Consider the following 21,739-nt stretch of genomic DNA (forward strand, 5'->3'; position numbering starts at 1 on the left):
AGCAAACTCCGGAGGAGGCCCCGGAAAAAAAAGAGGGAAATTCCCGGGGGTGGAGTATGGGGAAGTGTATAGTTTTTGTTTTTACTTGCCGCCGTTGAGCCATGCAAGGAAGGCTGAGATCAGGTCGGCGTCTTTCTGGTTCTGCGCCGAATTCTGGCCGGATCCCTGTCCCTGCCCAAATCCTTTGTCCGCAGAATTCCCGTTCATGGCCGGGGCGCTGCCGGTATTGTTACCGTTCTCTGCCCGGACCTGGTGCTGGAACTGCCAGGTGCTGTTGTCGCCGTACTGGTGCTGGCGGGTCTCGTTTCCCCATGCCTGCGTGGCATTGCCGCTAAAGGGCTGGCACGCGGTCGTGTTGTCCCCGGTTGCAGTGCAGAACGTCGTGTTCCCCGGCCCGAACCGTTCCCCGGGCCCAAACGAGGTCATGTTCCCGAGGACCATCGGCCCGGGTCCGGTCTGGTTGCCGGTCATGTTCCCGAAGGTTCCGGGCGGCTGGCCCTGGCGCTGCGTTGTGTTCCCCATCTGGCCGCCGGATCTGGGATTTGCACCCTGGCCGTTGCCCTGCTGGTTTGGGGAACCCTGGTTGTTGTCCGGTCCCTGGGAAAATCCGCCCTGCTGTCCCTGGTTTCCTGAGCTGCCCTGCCCGTTGCCCGGCATTCCCTGTCCGGGTCCTGCTGCGGCAACTCCCGGTACGCATACCAGTGCCGCAACCAAGAGAACCGCGGCAACGAGTCCGATCTTTTTGAGTGGTATCATGGTATGATGCTCCAAAGGCAACTGCCGTTTTTGTAGTTCCCTGGCAGTTGTCCTGATCCCTGATTTTTTGGATCACTATAAAAAGTGCCACGCTCCGGGCGGTGAAATATACCACTGAGCGCTCCAATGCCAAAACCGGGCGGTTAACACAATGATCGGCCCGGTTCTGCTGCAACAATCCGGCCGGTTCCTGAGAACCCTCCCATGGTTCCGGAACGGGAAGGAACGACCGGGCAATGTTCCGGAAAGGTCCGGAACGATTGAACGTTCCGGATTTCCTGCGGTTATGGACAATTGGCGGACCGGGCCCGGCCCGGAATTTTGCACAAATCCTGTGCAGCGATCCTTACCGGCCGGACCCGCAGGAGTGAAGGCGCGCAGGTTTTTCCTGGTTGCGACTGCCGTTTTCAGGCCCGTGCCGCACCTGCCGCATCGGGAAAAAAGCAGAATGCCTGCTAGAAAAAAGGAGCGGCTATTAATCCAGTAAAAAAAAAGCGTTGGTGCCGGCAGGGGTTACTGCTCTACTGCCGCAAGCGATTTACTCAGATCGCCCGAGAGGTCGGTGCCGGCAAACGCCCCGCTTGTGGGAAGCGCCATCGTGAAGTACGGCGTCACGTCGTACTGGACGGTGCTGCCGGCCGGGATCGTGGCGTCAAGGATATGACCTCCTTCCGTATGATCGTCCGAGAGGAAGTGGAGGTGGTAGCCCTCCGCATTGAGCCCTTTTAGGAAGACCGGCGTGTAGAACCCGACAACCGTGCCGGTCACGTTTGTGTACGTGTGGACCTTCTGCTCCTGTGCGGCAGCGGTCAGGTTGGGATACGGTTTTTCCTGCGCCGGGATCGCCCGGACCGTGACCGAGGGGAAGGTGCCGTGGATCTTTACTGCATAGATCATGTTTGTGGTCGGGAGTTTTGCCGCCATGGAACGCATGAACCCGGATGCGTTCTCTTCCCGGTCAACGGTTGCCTGCCGGAGATCGGTATCGAAGTACGTGACCGTGGCAAACGGCGTTGTCTGGGAATCGGCTGCGGCAACGACCGAGCCGTCGGCCTTTGCCTGCCAGACTTTCCCGTCCAGCACGATCATCTCGCCTTCGAGTTTGTCGAACGTGCCGATCCCGAAGTCGCCGTGCTTTTTTATCTCGCCGATGGTCACGTTGCCGTCATACACGCCCTGCATCAGCGCATCGATGGTCGAGACCTGGTAGAGCGTGTCGCGGTCGGCCGTATTTGTGCCGGAATGTTTTGCATACCCGGTGTAGATCGCGGTCCCGGCAAAGACTATTGCTACCGCAAGGCCGATGCCGAGGAAAAATTTTCTGTCCATGAAGGGAACCGGCCGCTTACTTGGTGCCGGTGACCTTGATGACGTGGTACCCGAACTGGGTCTTTACCGGGCCGACAACGGCGCCCTTCTCTGCGGCAAAGGCTGCGGCTTCGAACTCGGGGACCATCTGGCCCTTCTCGAACCAGCCGAGGTCTCCGCCGTTCTTCTTTGACGGGCAGGAGGAGAAGCGCTTTGCAAGTGCGGCAAAGTCTTCGCCGTCTTTTATCCTCTTTAAGATCTTGTTTGCGTCGTCCTCGCTCGTGACAAGGATGTGGGATGCGCGAATCTGTGTGGTCATGTATAATGATGGGGGGGTTTTGGGATAAAATGGTTGATGGGCGGGTTTTGTTGCATGTCCTTTGCCCGGGCAGGTGACGGTATCTCCCGGAGGATTGGTTCTCCGACGGAGGGACGTTTCCGACCGGAGCCGTGCCGGAAGGTTCCAGTGGAAACGGTGCCAATCCACTCCACGATTATTATTTTAATCAGTTGTTTTCAAAAACCGGGCATTTTAAGGGGAAATTGACCGGCGTCTTTAGCGGGCTTCCTGCGGCCGCGGTTTTGGGATCGATAGAATGGTCAACTAAGCATGAGATCTGCCAACCGGTGCAATCTGTGAACGTTTCTCAGATCTACGACGGAGAAATTCTTATTTGAAGGATGTACCGACGGTGACTAGTAAGATGAAGACGCTCCTGGGGGCTCCGGCAAGCCTCCGCCCCCGCCGCGTGGGCGTCCCCCGGTTGCGATAGTGTTGTATTACCTGCATTGGGGTGCTGCTCCCGGTGCAGGTAATGCAGAGACATCGCATGTGCGCCCCGTCCCCCTCGGGGGACTGGTGGCGCAAGAGGGGGGCTTGCAGGGTACGGGAAAACCTGCCGGGTGCAGGCTGTCCGGGCCTCCATCCAATCAGAATCAGATTGCTCCCCCAAAATTTTTCCGGCATTTTGGATTTTCGTCCAAAAAAATCCGGCCGTACCAACTTTCGCCCGGAATTTTTTTGGGATTTTCAGATTTCGAACCGGAAAAAAACCGGCCGAAAAAATTTCAGTCCGAAATTTTTTACATTTTTCAACTTTCGACCGGAAAAATTTCCGGTTTTTAAAATTTCGCGGCCAAAAAAAGTCCGGGTTTTCCGATCCCGGTGCCGGGCCCGTATCGCATGGTTTACGCCGGAGAAGTGAGTTAGTTGTGTAACTAACACCTTTTTTTCCAACTTTCGCGCCAACTTTTTTTTCTTTTTTCAACTTTCATTCCAAAAATTTTTAGGATTTTCAATTTTCGCGCTGAAAAAAATTTGCCGGAAAAAATTTCGCGGCAAAAAAATCCGGCCGTACCAGATTTCGAACCAAAAATTTTTGGCCGGGAAAAATTTCAGACCGTGCGGGTGTGACATGATCGGCCGGAAAAATTTACGGGCAACGTACACGCTCCGTCGGACGTGTAAGCCAAAAGAGGGTTTTTTCCAATGTTCGCGGCGATCTTCTGGAAATTTTTTGGCGTGAAAGTTCGTACAAGTGCAAAACGACAAGGTACAGGGCAGGTATATTCGCTCCATTTTAGAGCGTCTCACCCCAGATCCGGGTAACCCTGCCAGCCGAAGGATCGATATCAAAGAACACCCGCAGGTCCGTGCAATTGATCCAGCGATCCGCCATCAGGGTCGGCGGCCACCGCACGGTCTCTGTCTGGTTCAGAAGTGGACGCGGCTGATCCGTGATGCCTTCGATCACTCCCCCGCTTTTGAGGAACTCCTTCACACACGGGTCGTTAAAGGCTGCATCGATGAGCGTCATCCTGTCAACTCCCGGGAAATCGACCGGGATGGCATCGATCTCTTTCTGGGTAGGATGGTCGGGATCGGCAATTGCGTGGGTTTCAGGGAGTGGCTGCATCTCCCGGGGACAAGAAAATTCGGGAGGATTTACCAGAAATGCCGGGCAGGTGTGGGGGTCTTGCTCGCGGGTGGTGGTTACATTCGCTGTTGGAAGCGGGGTTGCAGGTTCCGCTATTGGTTGTGTCGTGATCGGGGATTGTGTTCCCGTGTCATTTACCTGCTGTTGCGGCATTGGCTGGGAATTATTCACCGATGTTGTACAGCCCGCGACAAAGAGAAATAGAATAAGACAACAAAGAAGAATTTTGCTCATCGGTGATACCCTCCCCTCTTTTTACTGCCTCTGATAAGAGGTACACGATCACAAAATCTCATCGTAATTGATAACCTGCCCGGGGGCGCGGGATTGACCCCCGAGATACAGCCGCATCCGGTAATGCAGACAAGGAGCATGAGGACAACGAGCATTTTTCCCATCATCATGCAGGTCTCCGGTACGCCGTTCATTCCTTTCTGTATCTCCGTGAGGCAAGTGCGCCCAGGCCCGCAGCAGCGAGGGATACTGCCAGCGGGAGCGAAGCCGGATGGGTTGTCGGGATCTCACGCGGAGGATTCCCGATTGCAGCTGTCGTCCCCTGAGACATATTTTGCAGGAGTGCCGGGGAAGCTGTGGTATTCCGTGCGGGGATCGTTGGTTTCGGGCTCTGGCGTTCGGTAAGATTGAACTGCGTACTCACCGGCTCACCATAGTCCGGGTTGACCGGTGTGACCCTGACCCTGTAGGTAAGCGGCACCCAGCCTGCCGTATGAACCGGGCAGGACCATTCCCCGGGAGAATTTTTACCAGGCTGTACTATGACCGTTTCTGACATCCCGAGTTTCCTTGCATCACTCATAAGAAATCCCCGGGCATTTTCCGGTGAAGATGGAAGTATGTCAACGAGAATCTCTTCACCCGATGGCACATTTGCCGTACCGTGCACTACAAAGGAATCGCCAACGTAATGATCGGCGACCGGGTCAATGGTTATCGACACGTTTGCAGAACTCTCCGGGTACAGTGACCCAAAGAAATACACGGCATCCGCTATCGCCCCGGTTGCATTCCCGTTGCCGGACACGGCCACAGAAGAAACCCCTGCACCGGTCGGATAATTCCTGAGTGCGGAACCATTGCGATCAACCGTTGTGATCGAACTGCCGTTCCCGAAGACAACATAATCCCCGGTCTCGTCAATAGCAATATTCCGTGAAAGGCGGGAGGTTTTGATCGTCCAGAGAATCGTGCCGTGATTATCCAGCCCGTACACGGACCCTTCCACAGATCCTACCACAATCCGGCTGGCATCGTCCGATATCGCAAGTGACGACCCGGTCTCCGGGAACGAACGCTCACCGACAAGACCCCCGGTCCGGTTGAACAAGTAGAGATTCCCGTACCTGCCCCCGACAACGGCGATTATTGCATTGTCCCCGCTGATCGCGACGGTATCTGGTCCGCCGGTCCGGTATTTCCAGAGCGGGGATCCGTTCCGGTCGAAGAGGAAAAGATCGTTCGGGTAACTGACCGTGCCCTGTGGGGTTGTGCCGGGATTTGTTCCCGCTGCTGCGATCAGCGTGCCGTCTTTTGAGATGGTGAGCGAGTGGACCGGTGCATCGGTGCCACCTGTCCACAGGACAGAACCGTTCCGGTCAAGGCAGATCACCCGGCGTTCCTCTGTTCCCACGTATATCTGCGAAGCATCCGGTGAAATAGCAACTGCGACTGGCGGGCTCATGGTGGAATAATTCCAGAGGATCGCACCGGTCCGGTCAAAGATGATCACATGGTTTGATGTCGTGGACGTGACCGAACCCGCGCAGCAGCCCGGCACCAGTTCGGATGCCGCAATGATGCTGTTGTCCCGCGCAATGCTGATCGAAGAGATCCACGGCGGGCGTTCAGCGGTAAACTGCCTACTCCAGAGGAGTGCGCCGGTCCGGTTGAAGTACAGGAGCGAATTTTCGTCCGCCACGTACGCCGCCAGGTACTGTCCGTCATCGGAGATGGTTACCTTGTTGAGATTGCCTTCATAGGTTGCATTTGGCGACAGGGCAAACGTCCACTGGGGCTGGACCGCAAGGGCCGGGACGCACAACAGGCAGAGTGCCATGAGAGCGAGCAGGAATTGTGATGCGGTTGATATTTTTTTACCCTGAATCATGGAATCACTCCCCAATCATTTTTATTCCCTGTTATCCCCGGCTGCCGGTGATGTTAAAGAACGTATGTTTTTCTATCCCTCCGTTTCTCCCGCTCACACTCAGGAGATACCGACCGCCTTGAAGGAACCCGTGCTGCGATGTATCTACGGACCACGACCAGGTGTTGATGCTGCAATTCCCCACAGTGACGGATACATTGCCGGCAAACCCCCCGCCGCACGGATTTACCGAATCCAAACCAGAGGGGACCTTGGGACAGGGAACAAATTCCCCTGAATCTATTTTTAGCACCATGGGTTCTTCGGCTGCCAGGTTCGTGGTCCCGGTGAAGGTGATGATGTCTCCAAGATCATGATCGGGCACGGGATCGATAGCGATCTCCGGCGCGTTTGTAAGATTTTCTGCGGATGTTTGTTGCGGGCACAGGGTTATTGCCGGTGGTACGGGGCCGGTGGTGTCCGGGGAAACTGCCGGTTTGTTGATCTCCGGTACGTGGTTTGCTCCGTTCCACAGGTTCACTGTTGCATATGCCAGTGCGAGGAACAGGATGATTGCAAAGATCGCCGCGACCCGGATGAGGAGATCTTCCCGGTCCGCCGGATTCATGCGGATCCCCCGGTTTTTGTCCGGCCCAGCACTGCATATGCCCCCAGACCCGTTGCAGCGACGGAAATTGCCAGCGGGAGCGAAGCCGGGTGAGTTGTCGGCATCACCGGGGGAGGATTCGCGGTTGCAGCGATAGTTCCCTGAGACGTATTTTGCTGGAGTGCCGGAGAGTCGGGGACAGTATCCGCGAGTGTGAATGGATATACTTCCTGGTTGAACGGCCCGATGGAGAGTTCGTAGCTCCCCGGGACAGCAGCCATCCGGACCACAGTACCATTCTCGAACGATTTTTCAAACCGGGTGGTATTTACGACAAAGGACCAGGTGTTGATCTCGCCTGTCCCCCGATAAACGATAGTTGAGCCGGAAAATCTGGGCGGCAGGAGGTTCGGGCTGCCCGGGGCATAATTGGCAGAGAACGCCCCATAATCGATCTCCTGGCCGACCGGGAGATTGGTCTCCCCGGAAACCCCGAATGTTTCGCCGATATGATGAGTACCGAGGGGAAGATGGTCCACGGAGATCCAGTATCCCCGCTGGGCATGGGTGTACTGGTTGGTGTGATAGGGAGTAAGATTGGGGGTGATCACCGTACTGGTATCCGTATCTTCCGGAGACAGAACAGAAATGATCCGGGTATCCTTCGCTGAAATCCGGGGATCCAGGGAAGCAACGGTCACAACGTAATCACCCGGGACTGCACCGGGGGTGACCGTAAAACTCGGGCCAATCCCGTGTGTCTGCCAGAGACCCGGCGTTGCATTGCACGACCAGGTATTGATCCCGTTCTCCCCGGGCTCGATAGTGACGCTGGACTGGTAATCGCAACCGCTTCCTCCCGGATTGAACCAGGCGCTATAGATCTGGAGTTGGAGAGGAGAACCCGATGCTGGCAGGTTCGTTGTTCCGGTAATGTAAAATACTTCATCGACCGTGTGGTTCCCGACGGGATTGACGGTAATAAACGGAGTTGTGACGGGCGTTACATTTCTCTCATCAGCGCTCGCTAATGGGACAAGTATGAGTGCTGCAAGAACTATGGCAAACGAGGCAATGATTATTATTTTTCCGGATTTTACCATTTTGACTCCTACCAGTAGTTATGCCAATCAACAAATCCTTCTGACAGTATACTCTGGGTGTCAATATTTACGATGGCATAGGCAAGTCCGTACTCGTTTGATGACAGATTGCCCACGGGCATTGAAAGACGAATAATCCCGGTGTACGGATATGCCCATTCAATGGTTATCGGTCCATGTGAACTTTTGAGATAATCCCCAAATTTTTTATGTATTGCTCCTGCGTTGGCTGCTGATGATAGATGAGAATCCCGCGTTGAAGTCGACGCTATCATAAGTGCATCGATTTTTTGTATTCCTGTGATTGATGGTGCGTCTGAGTATCCCGTGAAGTTTTTCGAGGGACTGAAATGAACGGTTGAAATCTTTTTTGACAATTCTTCTTTTGGAATAATCCAGGCTATGATAGGGGGCGGAGACGTCCGGGATGTCGTTGGTATTGTTGTAAGTGCGGTGGTCAGAGGATCCTGTAATTGCGAACCAGACATATACCAGATATCATTACCGCTGCTGTTAGAACCGCCGATTACCCAAATCCCATTCCGGAAAACTGCAAGACCGTGCTCGGACCGGGGACTGAACCCTGCATGCTCTGTTTCAAGAGTCCAGATTTTCCCATCTGCGGACGACCAGATCTCATTAAATTCATACGCAGGGAATACAGAAGGGTTCTTGGTTTCATGTGTCGGGCCGTTCGAACCGCCGCCAACAATCCAAAGTTTGTCGCCGAAAACCGTCACCGGTGTGAATTCCATTTGCTGAAACGGGGCACTGGCATTAACCAATGTCCTGATTTTCCCATCTGTGGACGACCAGATATCATTGTTCCGGTCGCCCCCGATCACCCAGAGACGATTGTCGAATGCTGCAACTCCTTCCCCAAGACGCAGACCGAAACTTACATTTGCCGTGGCGAGTTCCCAGTTTTTCCCGTCAGCTGATGACCAGACATCGTTATTCTGGTTGCCGCCGATCACCCAGAGGCGATTGTTAAATACCACAACTCCCGGGGAATGGCGTGGATCAAAGCTCGCATTTGCCGTGACGAGTTCCCAGTTTTTCCCGTCAGTTGATGACCAGACATCGTTCATTAGCTGGTAATTTTCACCAGCCCCCCCGATGACCCAGATGCGGTTATCAAATTCTGTAACGCCCATTTTAACACGAGGACTAAAGTTTGCATGAGCCGTTTCAAGGGACCAGGTATTGCCGTCCGGAGATGACCACACGTCGTTCATGAAATTTTCTTCACGGCCCCCGATCACCCAGAGACGGTCATCAAACGTCACCGTTCCAAAGTAATTCCGCGATTCGAACGTTGCGTTGGATGTGATCTCAGTCCAGTTTCCATACGTGGACGTCGTCAGAGAAATAGGTGCAATTCCTTTGTTCTTTTCGGTTGTCTTTGTTTCCTGCGAATTGTTTTCTGAAATCATGTTGGTTGTGAAGTCCTGTGGAGAGGTTGGTTCGTTCCCGGAGGGTACGAGGAAGAACTGTTGCGTGCTTTTTGCAGTTATGTTGGGATTTAGAGATACGACCATCACGGTATATTTTCCGGGCACGGCCCCTTGTGAAGAAGGTGGAGAGCGCAAGGCGTAGGTCTCCCATTGCGATGCAGTACTATTAACAGACCAGATGCTGATCCCGTTTTTTCCCGGTTGTATGGATACGTTTGACCAGAAAAATGATCCAATTCCCCCGGGGTTGGCATTGGCCGATTCGATTTGGAGATACAGAGAATCATTTGCCACTGCCAGGTTCGTTGTTCCGGTAATGTAAAACACCTCATCGACCGTGTGGTCGCCGACAGGATTGATGGTAATATAGGGCTGTGCGGGAAGTGCCGTTATACTCTGGGCCGGGACAGATCCCGCGCTGCACCACGGTATGAGGAAAAGGAGAGCGAGAAGCACAAGACCCGGGATTTTCATCGACATCATATCGGGGCCATCGTTTTTGGTCCGTTCGTGAAGGATCATTTTTCACCAGCACCGGCATCGCAGGACGAGACCCAGCCCAGCACGGCATAATACAGGAAGGCAATGAAAAAAACTTCAAGGTAAAATGCGCAGGCCCAGAGGGTACTGTACACCGTGGAGTTGAATGCGTAGACGGCATCCTGGAGATGCAGCACGCTTGCCAGGCCGTCGAATATCCAGCCGGACAGGGGGAACGTGGAGAAAAGCGGCGGAGACGGCTGCCCCGCGAGTCTCTCTCCCATGGTTGAGAAGAAGAACAGTGCCACGCCGACAAACGACATAAGGGTAAATACCTGCCAGGGATTTTTCGCACCGATCTTTTTCTCAAAGAAAGGATAGGGGCCGATCACTGCAAGAGAGGAGAGTAAAAATATCAGGGAAAACGGCAGGAGGATGTTTTCCACGAGGCCCGGTCCTTTGAAGAGACCGCTGGACAGGTACAGGATACCGATGACCGGAATAACCGGAAGCAGGGGCAGCCAGAATGGGACAGGATCGGCAATTTTTTTCAAGGCCAGGTACAGGACGGCGGGTATGACAAAAATGAAAAGAAGGAACAGGATAATAACGGACAGGGGAAGTCCGAGAAGACCCGTTCCCATGATGATAAGGAGAACGGCAACGCCCAGAGCAACGAGAACGGCCGGGTTTTTTATTGCCGCTGGAATCCCTGATTTCGTTTCGTCAACCGTGAGTATCCCCCTCCTTTAGGGCAGATCTTTACTGAATGAACCATAGAACGATCCGGCACTTAACGTTTCTCGCCCGTTCGTTTACCGGTTCAAAAAACCGGGATGCTGACACGTCCACGCCTGCCAGTTCTGTTACGCACGTGTAACAAATTCCCGATCTCCCTACTATTTCTAAAAAAATCTTACTCATGATCAAAGGTACGAAGAGCAATGGTACCGTCTGCCGCGTTATTTATTGATCACTCTGTTGCAGGATCGAATCCTCTGCTTCCTGATGTGGCAGATGCAGGCCGATAATCATATGCCGGGATATTTCTTTGCGAGCCGATCGGTGAGGTAACACAGGAATACTCCCAGTAAAACCGAGAGAAACACCACGACCTGGCAGGTCCGGCTATCCTGTCCTGCAACGAAGTTGCCAAGCAGGATGGAAATTATATAGATTCCAAGTACGAAGATAACGGTGAAAGCCACATGAAAAATTTTGTTCGTTGTCATTTTCATCTCTGCTCCCTGCTTTTCTCATAGGATTGCATGTTTTTTCCTGACTTTGTCACATGGTTACTGCCGGCCCGTATTGGTATCCCCGGGGAAACGCCGGCCCAGCACTGCATAATACACGATCGCGATAACCAGAATCTCTAAGTAAAACCCGCACACCCAGAGCGTTCTGTACACGGGGGAGTAATATGCGTACACGAGATCCGAGGCATGCAGGAGATTTACAAGGCCGTCAAAGATCCAGCCGGTCAGGGGCAGCGAAGAGGAAAATGCCGGCCACGGCCTGCCCACGTAGATCTCGCCCAAAGTTGTCATAAGGAAAAGGGTTGCACCGATAAACGCCGCGGAGCAAAGGACTATCCAGGAATTTTTTATCCGGATCCTTTTTTCGAACGCCGGGTAAGGGCTGATCACCGCAAACGTTGAGATCAGGAGACAGAGGGTAAACAGAACCAGGTCATTTCCATAGGTATCGCTCCGTGAAAAAACACCGGTGTATATGAAATCGATGACCAGGATGGCAAAGAGCGGGAACAGCCAGAGCGGGATGGGATTGAGGATTCTTTTGAGGCCGCAGTAGAGGAGGAGCGGGATGATAAACACGAAGAGAACAAACAGGAGGATCTCTACCGGTGGCAATCCTGTAAACCACGTTGCTGTTATAAAAATGAATATTCCCAGCGCAAAAGAGAGGATCTGATGATCGGTTACCTGATTTTTTGGAATTTCGTTTTCGTCCACCACGAATCTTCCTCCGTTAAGGGCATAACCATCCTGAATGAACCATAGAACGATCCGGCACTTAACTTTTCTCGCCCGTTCGTTTACCGGTTTTTACGACCGGTGCGGTGTTTCCGGATCGCCATTACAAGACCGATACTCAGAATGATCGCCGCAAGGATTGTCGCAGGCCCGGAACCTGCGGGGGCCGGTTCCGAAAAGGTGTAGAATGCAGAGGCTGTTCTGTTCTCCGTGTGCGGGGTAGTGGCAACAGGAACCCCCGGGGTCGATTGAACCGGTGCCGGGGTATCTATCGCAAAAATGTGGACGTACCCGTCTTTGATTGTCTGGTTGTCCGGGTTTGCGTACAGGATCCGGTTATTGTTCAGACCCAGCAGCATCGGGTGCCGGGTTCCCGGTTCGAACAGCACGCTCTCGCCGGTTGCAATGTTGTAAATCACCACCTGCCGGGTTTTTTCCCGGGTATCGTCATAGAGCGCGTACATCTCCCATGCAATGTAATTTCCCGAAAGGTACGGTACGGCAGCGTAATAATTGGGATCGCTGATCCGGTATTCGGTCCCTGTTGTCAGGTTGTAGAGATAGATCTCGTGCGGGCCGTCGCGCAGGTCCGCCCAGACAACATAATTTCCCGAGACCTGCGGGTAGTGCTGGACGCCCCGAGCCGTACAGAGGGGCCGTTCCGTGTTGTTCGTTAAATCGAAAAGATAAATATCGCCGGCTCCCGGCTCGCTGCGCTTGTCCACCCAGACAACGTACGAATCGTCCATGGCGGGCATTGCCTTTTTCCCGGGATCTGTTGCAATATCCCGCAGGGTCCGGTCGGTCAGGTTGTACAGGACAATATCGGAATCTTCCGACGGGTAGAGTTTCTGCTTGGCCCAGACTACCCGGTCCCCGAAGATGAATGGATCGCGGTTCGGCCGCTGGATACTCAGATCAGCGGTGCCATCAGCAGTGAGGGGAGTAACCTTCTCCGTACGATCGTCGTACATGAAGAGATTGAAGTCATACTCTGCATTCCAGACCACCCGTCCGTCCGCAAAACCAAACGGTGTCTGGAAAAGGTACTGAAATTCCTGCGAAGGGGATGTGGCGACAATCCTTGTGGTCCCGTCCGTCAGGTTCATCAGGTAGACGGTGAGGGAAAAATTCGAACTGTTTGCCTGTCCCCAGATGAACTTCTCCCAGACCATCTGGTCACGATCGATGGCAACACCCTCCGGATAGGTATAATTTGGTTTGCCGGAGTCGTCTTCGGTGATGTAAGGGGAATAGACGGGAATATCGGTACCGGAGAGTGTAGCAGCAACGGGAGATATCACGAGGCAGAGGAGAATGATAATCCCGCACAGGTACAGGAAAATTTTCATGGGTCTTTGATCCTCCGCAGGGAATTTGTCAGCATTACCCGTGGTACAGAAATAAAAAGATCAGGACATTGAGATTTTACCCGGGTTATCTGATCCGTCATCATGGTACATCCGGTAAATTCATCTTAAAAGTTCTGTGACAGGATTTTATCAAATAGATTAAAGAGCGATATCCGGGAAAGTAAACCTATGGACGGGAAACGCGGTGCGTTCAGGATTGCGTGCCGCATTGCGTATTACGGGGTTATTCTCCTCATCGTCCTGTTCGTTCTCTATTCTTTCCTGAACTGGGTGACTATTTTTTTATGGGGGGACCCCTCCGCCCTGCGGGGCGAACCCCGTATGTTCCATCCCCCGCAGATCGTGATCCTCCACTACGCGAGCATGATCTCCCCGGAGTTCGGGCAGATCATTGTCGCGCTGCTCTTCTCGGGGTGCCTGGTCTTTGCGTACTTCGGGTACCGCCAGCTTACCCGGAAAAATTCCCTTGACCATCCCACACGCAACCATATCGCAGGTTATATCCGCTCCCATCCCGGCAGTCATTTTGGCTCGATACTGCGGGGCACCGGGATCAACCGGGGAACGCTCTTTTACCATCTCGGCCAGCTTGCCATGCTCGGTCTCGTACACGAGGTACGGGTCCGGGGCCTGACCCGGTACTTCATACAGGGAAGCGGTCTTTCGGATCTCGAAGAAAAGATCCTGATCCACCGGGACAACCGCGTACGCTGCTGGATTCTCGATATGCTCGAACAGGTACCGGCAGTATCGCGGACGGAAATGAAAAAACGCCTCGGGATCTCCGGGCCGGCGCTCTGGTACCATATGCAGCTGCTTATCCGGGACGGGATAGTACGTACAGAACAGGCAAAAGGGACGGTGGGAAAACCTGTCGGGTATTCGCTCACCCGGGAGGCTGTCGGTATCCTGGAACCCGGTGACCGGATTGCCGGTGCCGCTATGCCGGATAAACCCGGCCCTGGTTCTGCCCAATCCCTTTCGGAGGGATTTGCTGCGAAGACGAATACGGGAACCAGCGATGAGATAAAAGTTCATTAAACCGCCTGTCGCGTAAAAAAAACGGTGTCTTCAGGCCCGGCCCATTATTGACCTGCACCCTTGTGGATATCGGGAGGAGGCCGGGTGCCCGGCCGTCTTTTCTTTCTGGCAGCCGATATCGGCATAATTATCCCCGGTGGTCCCTCTCTCCCTCAACACGGGTTCGCCGGTGGCTTCGTCCACGTTCTCCGGTATTCCTGAACGTTGCCGGATACGGAATCGACAACAACGGTAAAACCATCATTCTCACAGGCCGGTTTACCGGCCCGGTCGTTTGAATACAGGAACACGTACTGGCCCGCGACACCTGAGTCCGGCATCCCCAGATCATCGTACCGCGACTGTACAAGACCGAGACGGGAATTTCCTGTGCGGTTCTGTACCTCGGCCCGGGCCGTTGTCTCGGCCGCATTCATGGACACCACCGGCTCTGCCGGCCGCCCAAAGCGTGTCGGGCCGTTCAGGGCGTACCAGTCAAGCACGCCATCATCCGGGGATAATGCACCGTGGACCAGTTCCGTATCCCCGGCATAGAGGCGGAATTCCCAGGACCGGTCGTACCGGATCCCGTCGTTGTACTTCATCTGTACCCGATCGACTGAACCCGGGGGAAACGCTGAGCGGGCCCGGGTCTTTGCCTCATCGATCGTAATGCCGGCGTTTTCCTGTGCGGGCGTATAGAGATCCCCGGTTACTGCATCCACCCATGCAGTCCGGTTGAGTGAAGATGGTGCGCCGTTTTTCGGGATAAGGGAAAATTCGTACAGGAGCTTTCCGTAAGACTGACTGGTGAGGTTGACAGCTGCAATAGAATAGTACATGGGGTAGTCTTCCATCACGAGCGCCGATGCATTTTCCACGGTTATGTTTATCCGGGGTGACGGTTGGGGTGCTTGTGTTTCTGTGACTATAGGGGTTGAAGACGGGGCTGCGGATGCCGGGGAGGAGGCTGTCGGGCCTGCCCGCGGGGGCTGTCCCTGTACGGCACCGGAAAAATAACACGCCAGGGTAACCCCTGCGATACAGCAGATGGCGGTAACAACCACAATCACATATACCTGTTTCCTTTGATCCATGTCTCTTAACTCTCCTGCAGGTACAGCCCGGCTGAAATGAGGGCTGTACACTTCCAACAACACCTTTTTTTAAAGAAATAAACGGGTTCTGTGACACAATTTTACCAACCGGAAGATCCCCCCGGGTAGAAAAGAGGGATCGATAACCTCCGCGGGATCTCCCGGACATTTCTTGAAGGTAATTCTGCCGGTCTTTCCGGAACAATTATTCGGGCCCGTCCGCACCGGTCCCGCTCTCCTGCGGGTAGTATGTGTGCAGCGCACGTACCGCATCCGGGGCTATCGAGTACTGCACCGTTCTTCCGGACTTTGTTACTTCGAGCACCCCGGCATCGCGGAGACGGTTCGTGTGCCAGGTCACGGCTGCCCCGGAGATCCCCAGCACTTTTTCGAGATCGCTCCGGGTCGTTGCCGGGTTCTGGATCAGGTACTCGCAGATGAGCCGGTCCCTGCTGTTATGCAGGAGAGCGAGGATCTTCTGCTCGGACCCGGAGAATCTCCCGGAGTTCTCGAAGTACCGGGTATCGGATCCGGTTTTTGCCACCGAAATTTTCCCGGTCATTTTCAGCAGCGCAAGATGGTACCGGAGCGTGCTCCGGGCGATCCCGGTCTGCCGGGCAAGCTCGTTGAAGAATATCCCGGGGTTTGTTGCAATTGCCTCGTAAATCCGTGAGCGCGTGGCGTTTGTGAGCACGTTTGCCATCGTGATCTTCCGGTAACCAAGGTACGCGAACATCTTGATAAAAAAGAACAGTTCGAGGGGATAGAGCAGGAGCGGCGACAGAGATAATGCAACAGCCGTCAGCATGTCCCGGGGCGGGAGGTCCCAGAACGAGATCGGCACCATTTCAAGCGGAGTGCTGTTTGCAATGTCTGCATCGGTTGCCGGCTCGACAACGTATCCGTTGCTGGCGAGACCGGACATCGGTACGGCAAAGAAGAGGACGAGCAGGCAGGCTGCCGCGATCACAATGCCGAGCCGGTCAATGTCCATGAAAGGAATATGTGCGGGGCGGGGGACTTGAGCATTATGATCCGGTTTTTCCCGGGAAAAAACACGGGTGGCGGTACGGGAATACTATGCGGTTTTGTTCTGCGCCGGTTTTCAGGGCTCGCGTACGGTAAACAAACGGGCGAGAGATCGTAAATACCATAAGGGCCCCAGAGAGTTTCATACGCGGATGCACAGGATCTGCAGGGGAATGAAATGGAGAAGAGATGGCTGATGGCGGGAATTGCCGCTATTGTCCTTGTGGGGACATTTGGACATGGGGCATCCGGATCCGCCGGGACTCATACGGTCCCGGATCTCCTGTTAGACGGGACAAATAGTACAGACGTGCCCATGACACCGCCGGATAATACGACCAACCGTACTGTGGACATACAAAACGCATCGGCTGATGCTGTAAAAGAAAACCTGGAGAGAATGATGATCCAGGGTATAGCACCTCCCTGTGAGGATATCCAGAAGAACTGCGATGTTGTGGGGCCGGTACCTGCCGAGACCTACACTCATGCTGAACTGATCGGGGCAAACACCGTGCCGGCAAAAACGGCAGAGAACATTGCCCCTGCTGCCGGTTCTTCGCATGTGAACCTGACACTGATACCCTTAAACGCTACGTGGGACCCGGCCGTTTCGCTCCCGGTCTACGTTTACGGTGAACCCGTTGTGGTAAATGCCACGCTGGTCAATAACGGTTCCGACCCGATTACCATCATGGGATACCCGCCGAAAGCCGGAATACATTACCGGAATGCCAACCCGTTCCGGACATTTGGCCGTTCGCACCAGACCCTCGTTCTGGAACCGGGGCAGTCTCTCTCATCACCGGTAACCTGGGATCAAAAAGATGCCGGGGGTTCTCCGGTCGATCCGGGGCGCTACACGGTCGCGGTATATTACCTGTTCAACGAGAGCGCGAGCGGCTCGTGGGATGAATCGCATCTGGACACCGTATCTTCTTCGACCGACGTCATGATCCTGCCCAAAGGCGGGGCATATCAGGGAACGATTGCCGTGAATGAATCGCTGACAAAGGAAAATATTACAGCGACGCTTGAATCGGTCTCGTTTTCCAATGCATCGTGGACAGCGAGCGTACTCTTCCGGTTTCCCGATAAAGAATCATATGATCTTATGTCGACCTGTAACCGTTCGTGGCTTGAGTATTGGTCTATTGCACGATATGGGGCAGATTACTCGCTTGATGCCGCGACACCCCGGACGTTTTTTGACACAAGCGCCGATTGCGGGCTGCCCGGCGCGGAACGGTTTGTTTTCACGGGAGAACCAGTACCGGCAGGCGCACAGAATATCTCCCTCAATATTACTACGGACTGGATGGATCCCTCCTGCCAGACTCTTCCCCCTCATACCTGGAACTATCGCGTGAACCTGACTGCGCCACAATCTTCCCCGGATTTAACGCCTGCATTCGCTTCCACGCGGCTCGCCACACCGCTTCCGGTTGCCCTCCCGTACCTTGCAACGGGGCTGGCGGTTGCAATGTATGCAGTTGTTCGCTCCCGCAGGAGGCCGTAGGATGGAAAAGAAACGTGTCCGGGAAATCCTGATGGGGATACTCTCCACGTACATGGCGCTCTTCCTCTTCCTTGATGTGCTGATGTTCTCATTTGCCTTTCTCATCAACTGGGAGGCATGGTTTTTCGGGATCAAACTCGACGGCTGGCCGGCCGGGCTGTACCTGGCCGCAACTGCGCTTGCCGCAACAGGTCTTATCGTCCTGCTCCTGAAATACCCGGGCCGGTCGTTTGCAATTTGCAGTGCAGCCGTCCTGTACTTCGCATTCGTGTACATCCTGCCGGTCTTTTCACGGCAGGCAAACATGAAAAGCGATCTTGGCTGGACCGTGTTCTGGGCCGAGCTGGTTCTGTATATTGTCATCCCATTAGTTTTTCTCGGGGTCGCTGCGGTACTGGGCCGGACAAAAACCGGGGAGTCTGCATGAAGCCGGCGGGTCAGGAAGATATCCTCATTCGGGTCGCTGCGATCATCGCGATCATCCTATTCCTCGTACTGACGTATGCAACGGTGATTCTGTGGACCGGGGCAAACCCGGTACCGTAGATAAAAACCGGCAGATTCCCTGGACCGGGAGACATCAGGTCCCGGAGGATCGGTTCTCCGACGGAGGGACAGAACAGAGTAACCCCCCGAAATTGGTTTCCAGTGGAAACGGTGTCCACGCCATTCGAAAAGTTTTATTTAATCGCGTATTTTCCTGAAATTTCCATTTTAATCGGGATTTTTACCTGCAAAATAGCGGGCTTCTGTTGGCAGGGTTTTTGGAGAGGTCCGGATGGTCAGCTGAGCCTGAGATCTGCCAACCGGTGCAATCTGTGAGCGTTTTTTGGATCTACGACGGAGAAATTCCTTATATGAAGGATGTACCGACGGTGACTAGTAAGATGAAGACGCTCCCGGGGGCTCCGGCAAGCCTCCGCCCCCGCCGCGTGGGCGTCCCCCGCTTAGCGATAGTGCTGTATTACCTGTACCGGGAGCAGTTCTGAATGCAGGTAATAGGGGCACTATCGTATTCGCCCCCGCCCCCCTTTGGAGGGCAGGGATGGCGCAAGGGGGGGCTACATGTACGAGAGACCTCTATCTCCGTACTTTTTTCCGGCATTTTGGATTTTTGTCCGGAAAAATCCGGCCGTCCAGACTTTCACCCGGACTTTTTTTGGGATTTTCAGATTTCGAACCGGAAAAAATTCGGCCGGACATTTCTTCAAACCGCGTTGACGGTTGCTTCAAAGTTTAATGATTATTAAAATATTATCGAAAGAACTATGGTGTTCATAGTATGAATTCAGAAATAAGTACAATCACATATTGGAGTATAAAATGGACTTTACGTCTTTGCTAGTCGGGCTCATCATAGGGGCTGTTATTGGGGGGATTCTTGGTTATGTTATTGGAAAACTAAAATCCGCACAACCTATCGATCTTTCCGGCCAATCTGGATTACTTTCCTCCCTGAATTCTCAGGTTGCAGAGATGAAAGGGAAATTTCTCGAAATGGAAAAAGCTCGGCAACAGATTGATCAGCAGCGGGCCCAGTATGATGCCCAACGAGAGCAACGATTAAAAGAGTGGATAGAAAACACTCAAAAATTATTCACCGAGCAGGCAGACAAAGGAAAACAAGTGGATGAGGCAAAAGATAAACGGATTCAAGATTGGATGGAATCAACGAAAAAATTTTTTGAAGAGCAAAAATCCGCAAATACCACATTCCTTGAACAACAGGGAAAATCCCGCGAAGAAATTGAGACAAAGCGTGATGCCCAACTCAAGGACATGTCCGTCATGATCCAACAGGTCACACGTACAATTCATGGTACTAAACAGCGGGGAATTGTCGGAGAAGATCAGCTCCGCGAAGTTCTTTCTCACTGTATTCAAGCGTGTGTTGTTGTATCTGATCTGAAAACCGACAGTGGAATAGTCGAATTCGCATGGAACTTAGAAGACGGCAAATTTATCCCGATTGATTGTAAACTACCCGACGTCTTCGAACTTCTTGATCAATACGATAAATCCGAGGATATTACCGAGCAGAAAAATCTCAAAAGTGAGATTATCAAAAAAATTGAGAAAGAAATTAAGGAAATTCAAAAGTATCGGAATCAGACCAATACAATTGATTCCTGCATTCTCGTTGTACCCGAAGGTGTTCTTGAGATGGTCCCTGAAATCGTCGGTTCTGGCAGGGAAACAAATGTCTTCGTATGCAGTTATAAAGAGGTTTTCCCGGTTTCTTACCTTATTCAGGAAAAATATCGGCATAATAAAGAATTGGGCGATATCGGGGAATATCGAGAAATAATTACCACGCTGCTCCAGATATTTGATTCGATAAATAAACTAACAGACACGATAAACCGTGGGCTCGTTATGATTACAAATGCAAATAATTCGATTAAACAACAGATCCTTCTTGCAAAACAGAAGCCAAAAGGAATTCCTATTGTCGAGATAAAAGAAGAGAAGTCAGAATAATTTTTTAAATCATTGGGCGAGTTTTCAAAACTCCCCGTCCTGCTCAAAACTTCTCCCGTACCGGATCGCAAGCTCCGCCTTGTAGAGTTCCCTCCCAAGATACCCGGCATGATCGAGCAGGGAAACATCCCCCCGGGCAATGAGCGTGTGCAGGACATCCTGCCAGCGCTCGCCTTTGATGGCCTTCCCGTGGATCACCGCCACGATCAGCCCGTCCTCGATCCCGATCCGGAAATTTCCCTTCGGATCGTACGCGATCTCGTCCGGCATCCGCTCTGCTGCGATTGCACGCTCGTATTCGAGCGGCGGTTCGCGCCGGCGCCGCTTCTCCTTGAGCACGAGAAGATCGATCCCGAGATCCTTTGCATACGGCCGGTCCCGGGCAAGCACCATCATCTCCGTTGCCTTCCGCATCTCCTTGATCGAGCCCCGGGTCTTGTCCGAGTGCTCGCTTGAAAAAATAATTGCGGCCCCGGCCTCCATCGCCATCCCGGCAAGGAGCGCGTTAATGCCTACAGAATCCGCATCGAGGAGCTCCGCAACATTTCCCGCACCAAAAAAGAGCGGGCAGCCGTAGTCCTTAAACCCGGCAAGCGATCGAACAAGGCCCGAACCCGCCGGCTGGAGCAGGGGGTCGGCCACGATGCAGCCGATCCCGGCCCGGCGGGCCCGTGCTATGTTGCCTTTCAGGGTTTTTTCGCCCGGCACCACGACCGCCGCCGCCCCGGCCGCTGCCACCTCCTTTCCCACGACCGGGATATTCTTCTCCTGGAGCGAGAGGACGATGTCGGCCCGGAAGAGTGCCGCTCTGATGAGTGCCGGGTCCTGCGAGTCGATGGCGAGCGGCCCGTCAAGGTCTTCGAGTCTGGAAAAGACCATTTTTACGTCCGCCGGCGTTGCATCGAACCCGAACCCGAGGTCCACGATATCCGCCCCGTCCGCAAAGTACCGTTCGGCAGTCTCCCGGATATGCATCCGTTTGTGGGCGTCCATGATCTCGGCGAGCACCTTCATCCGCGCATCGCCGCCGATCTTTACCCCCCGGATCACGCACTCCGGCTCCGCTGCCGCTTCTGATGCCGCGATCTTCTCGGCCGCGTCCTTTGCCCGTCCCGCCGCGAGGAAGTCCTCCGCGGGAATGGTGGGCGAGAGCGGCACCTTTCCCACGAGCGGGAGCACCCACGCAAGATCGGCCGCGTGCCGGGGGCCGCGGTAGACCGGGATACCGGTATCGCGCTCAATGGTTTCGAACGAGACCGTGCACATCCCCGAGACCACCACGGCATCGTACGCGCCTTTTTGTAAGAGGTCGCGGAGCGCCCGGGGCGTAAGAAACGAGGCGATCTTTCCCGTCACCACCACGTCCGCGTCGAAACCGGCCGCTGCCTTTTTCACGAGCCCGGCGGTCGCGGAGCCGGTGGGAAGGAGGATTCGCATAAATCTCCTTAATACCAGAGAGGTAAAAACACTA

The 21,739-nt window shown here is 53.9% G+C and carries 20 protein-coding genes; 5 read left to right on the plus strand and 15 right to left on the minus strand.

The genetic code is table 11. From position 1 onward, the window contains the following. Nucleotides 1–81: 81 nt before the first annotated feature. From BP758_RS08780 to BP758_RS08835, 12 genes are all read right to left on the minus strand, one after another. On the minus strand, nt 82–756 hold the full coding sequence (locus BP758_RS08780; RefSeq protein WP_292370499.1) for a hypothetical protein: 675 nt from the start codon (nt 754–756) through the stop codon (nt 82–84). Nucleotides 757–1,269: 513 nt separating this feature from the next. Next, nucleotides 1,270–2,085, minus strand: a complete 816-nt coding sequence (gene budA / locus BP758_RS08785; protein ID WP_292370500.1) for an acetolactate decarboxylase — start codon at nt 2,083–2,085, stop codon at nt 1,270–1,272. A 16-nt stretch (nt 2,086–2,101) separates the two neighbouring features. After that, nucleotides 2,102–2,383 carry a peptidylprolyl isomerase gene (locus tag BP758_RS08790; protein WP_292370501.1) on the minus strand — a complete coding sequence of 94 codons (282 nt, stop codon included), beginning with the start codon at nt 2,381–2,383 and terminating at the stop codon, nt 2,102–2,104. A gap of 1,261 nt (nt 2,384–3,644) precedes the next feature. Then, nucleotides 3,645–4,235 (minus strand): hypothetical protein, encoded by a 591-nt coding sequence (locus tag BP758_RS08795; protein ID WP_292370502.1) that lies wholly within the window; start codon nt 4,233–4,235, stop codon nt 3,645–3,647. Nucleotides 4,236–4,425: 190 nt separating this feature from the next. Then, nucleotides 4,426–6,126 (minus strand): WD40 repeat domain-containing protein, encoded by a 1,701-nt coding sequence (locus BP758_RS08800; RefSeq protein WP_292370503.1) that lies wholly within the window; start codon nt 6,124–6,126, stop codon nt 4,426–4,428. A gap of 31 nt (nt 6,127–6,157) precedes the next feature. Beyond that, complete coding sequence (locus tag BP758_RS08805) at nt 6,158–6,733, minus strand: hypothetical protein (protein WP_292370504.1); 576 nt, start codon at nt 6,731–6,733, stop codon at nt 6,158–6,160. Beyond that, a complete protein-coding gene (locus BP758_RS08810) occupies nt 6,730–7,815 on the minus strand; it encodes a hypothetical protein (protein ID WP_292370505.1) in 1,086 nt (361 codons plus the stop codon). The genes BP758_RS08805 and BP758_RS08810 overlap by 4 nt, the downstream gene beginning before the upstream one ends. An 8-nt stretch (nt 7,816–7,823) precedes the next feature. Continuing rightward, nucleotides 7,824–9,794 carry a hypothetical protein gene (locus BP758_RS08815; RefSeq protein ID WP_292370506.1) on the minus strand — a complete coding sequence of 657 codons (1,971 nt, stop codon included), beginning with the start codon at nt 9,792–9,794 and terminating at the stop codon, nt 7,824–7,826. Next, complete coding sequence (locus BP758_RS08820) at nt 9,791–10,396, minus strand: hypothetical protein (protein ID WP_292370507.1); 606 nt, start codon at nt 10,394–10,396, stop codon at nt 9,791–9,793. The genes BP758_RS08815 and BP758_RS08820 overlap by 4 nt, the downstream gene beginning before the upstream one ends. Before the next feature lie 387 nt (nt 10,397–10,783). After that, on the minus strand, nt 10,784–10,990 hold the full coding sequence (locus BP758_RS08825) for a hypothetical protein (RefSeq protein ID WP_292370508.1): 207 nt from the start codon (nt 10,988–10,990) through the stop codon (nt 10,784–10,786). 57 nt (nt 10,991–11,047) lie between these two features. Then, on the minus strand, nt 11,048–11,626 hold the full coding sequence (locus BP758_RS08830; RefSeq protein WP_292370509.1) for a hypothetical protein: 579 nt from the start codon (nt 11,624–11,626) through the stop codon (nt 11,048–11,050). A gap of 185 nt (nt 11,627–11,811) precedes the next feature. Beyond that, nucleotides 11,812–13,101 carry a TolB family protein gene (locus tag BP758_RS08835; RefSeq protein WP_292370510.1) on the minus strand — a complete coding sequence of 430 codons (1,290 nt, stop codon included), beginning with the start codon at nt 13,099–13,101 and terminating at the stop codon, nt 11,812–11,814. 189 nt (nt 13,102–13,290) lie between these two features. Here BP758_RS08835 and BP758_RS08840 point away from each other — a divergent pair, with 189 nt between their 5' ends. Next, the gene (locus BP758_RS08840) at nt 13,291–14,163 is read left to right on the plus strand and encodes a winged helix-turn-helix transcriptional regulator (RefSeq protein WP_292370511.1); all 873 of its coding nucleotides are present in this window, start codon (nt 13,291–13,293) and stop codon (nt 14,161–14,163) included. Nucleotides 14,164–14,315: 152 nt separating this feature from the next. Here BP758_RS08840 and BP758_RS08845 read toward each other — a convergent pair whose 3' ends face one another. Beyond that, entirely contained in the window at nt 14,316–15,023 is a 708-nt protein-coding gene (locus BP758_RS08845) for a hypothetical protein (RefSeq protein WP_292370512.1), read from the minus strand. 421 nt (nt 15,024–15,444) lie between these two features. Beyond that, the gene (locus BP758_RS08850) at nt 15,445–16,233 is read right to left on the minus strand and encodes a winged helix-turn-helix transcriptional regulator (RefSeq protein ID WP_292370513.1); all 789 of its coding nucleotides are present in this window, start codon (nt 16,231–16,233) and stop codon (nt 15,445–15,447) included. 213 nt (nt 16,234–16,446) lie between these two features. On the opposite strand from BP758_RS08850, the gene BP758_RS08855 reads away from it, so the two are divergent. The 4 genes from BP758_RS08855 (at nt 16,447) to rmuC (ending at nt 20,268) form a co-directional block, all read left to right on the plus strand. Further along, entirely contained in the window at nt 16,447–17,787 is a 1,341-nt protein-coding gene (locus BP758_RS08855; protein WP_292370514.1) for a hypothetical protein, read from the plus strand. A gap of 1 nt (nt 17,788) precedes the next feature. Continuing rightward, complete coding sequence (locus tag BP758_RS08860; RefSeq protein WP_292370515.1) at nt 17,789–18,214, plus strand: hypothetical protein; 426 nt, start codon at nt 17,789–17,791, stop codon at nt 18,212–18,214. After that, nucleotides 18,211–18,333: a hypothetical protein gene (locus BP758_RS08865; RefSeq protein ID WP_292370516.1), complete on the plus strand. Its 123-nt coding sequence runs from the start codon at nt 18,211–18,213 to the stop codon at nt 18,331–18,333. The genes BP758_RS08860 and BP758_RS08865 overlap by 4 nt, the downstream gene beginning before the upstream one ends. 777 nt (nt 18,334–19,110) lie before the next feature. After that, the gene (gene rmuC / locus BP758_RS08870) at nt 19,111–20,268 is read left to right on the plus strand and encodes a DNA recombination protein RmuC (protein ID WP_292370517.1); all 1,158 of its coding nucleotides are present in this window, start codon (nt 19,111–19,113) and stop codon (nt 20,266–20,268) included. Between the two features lie 24 nt (nt 20,269–20,292). Here rmuC and BP758_RS08875 read toward each other — a convergent pair whose 3' ends face one another. Further along, entirely contained in the window at nt 20,293–21,705 is a 1,413-nt protein-coding gene (locus BP758_RS08875) for a dihydropteroate synthase-like protein (RefSeq protein WP_292370518.1), read from the minus strand. Nucleotides 21,706–21,739 lie beyond the last annotated feature (34 nt).

The organism is Methanoregula sp. UBA64 (genome assembly GCF_002502735.1).
Taxonomy (GTDB): domain Archaea; phylum Halobacteriota; class Methanomicrobia; order Methanomicrobiales; family Methanospirillaceae; genus Methanoregula.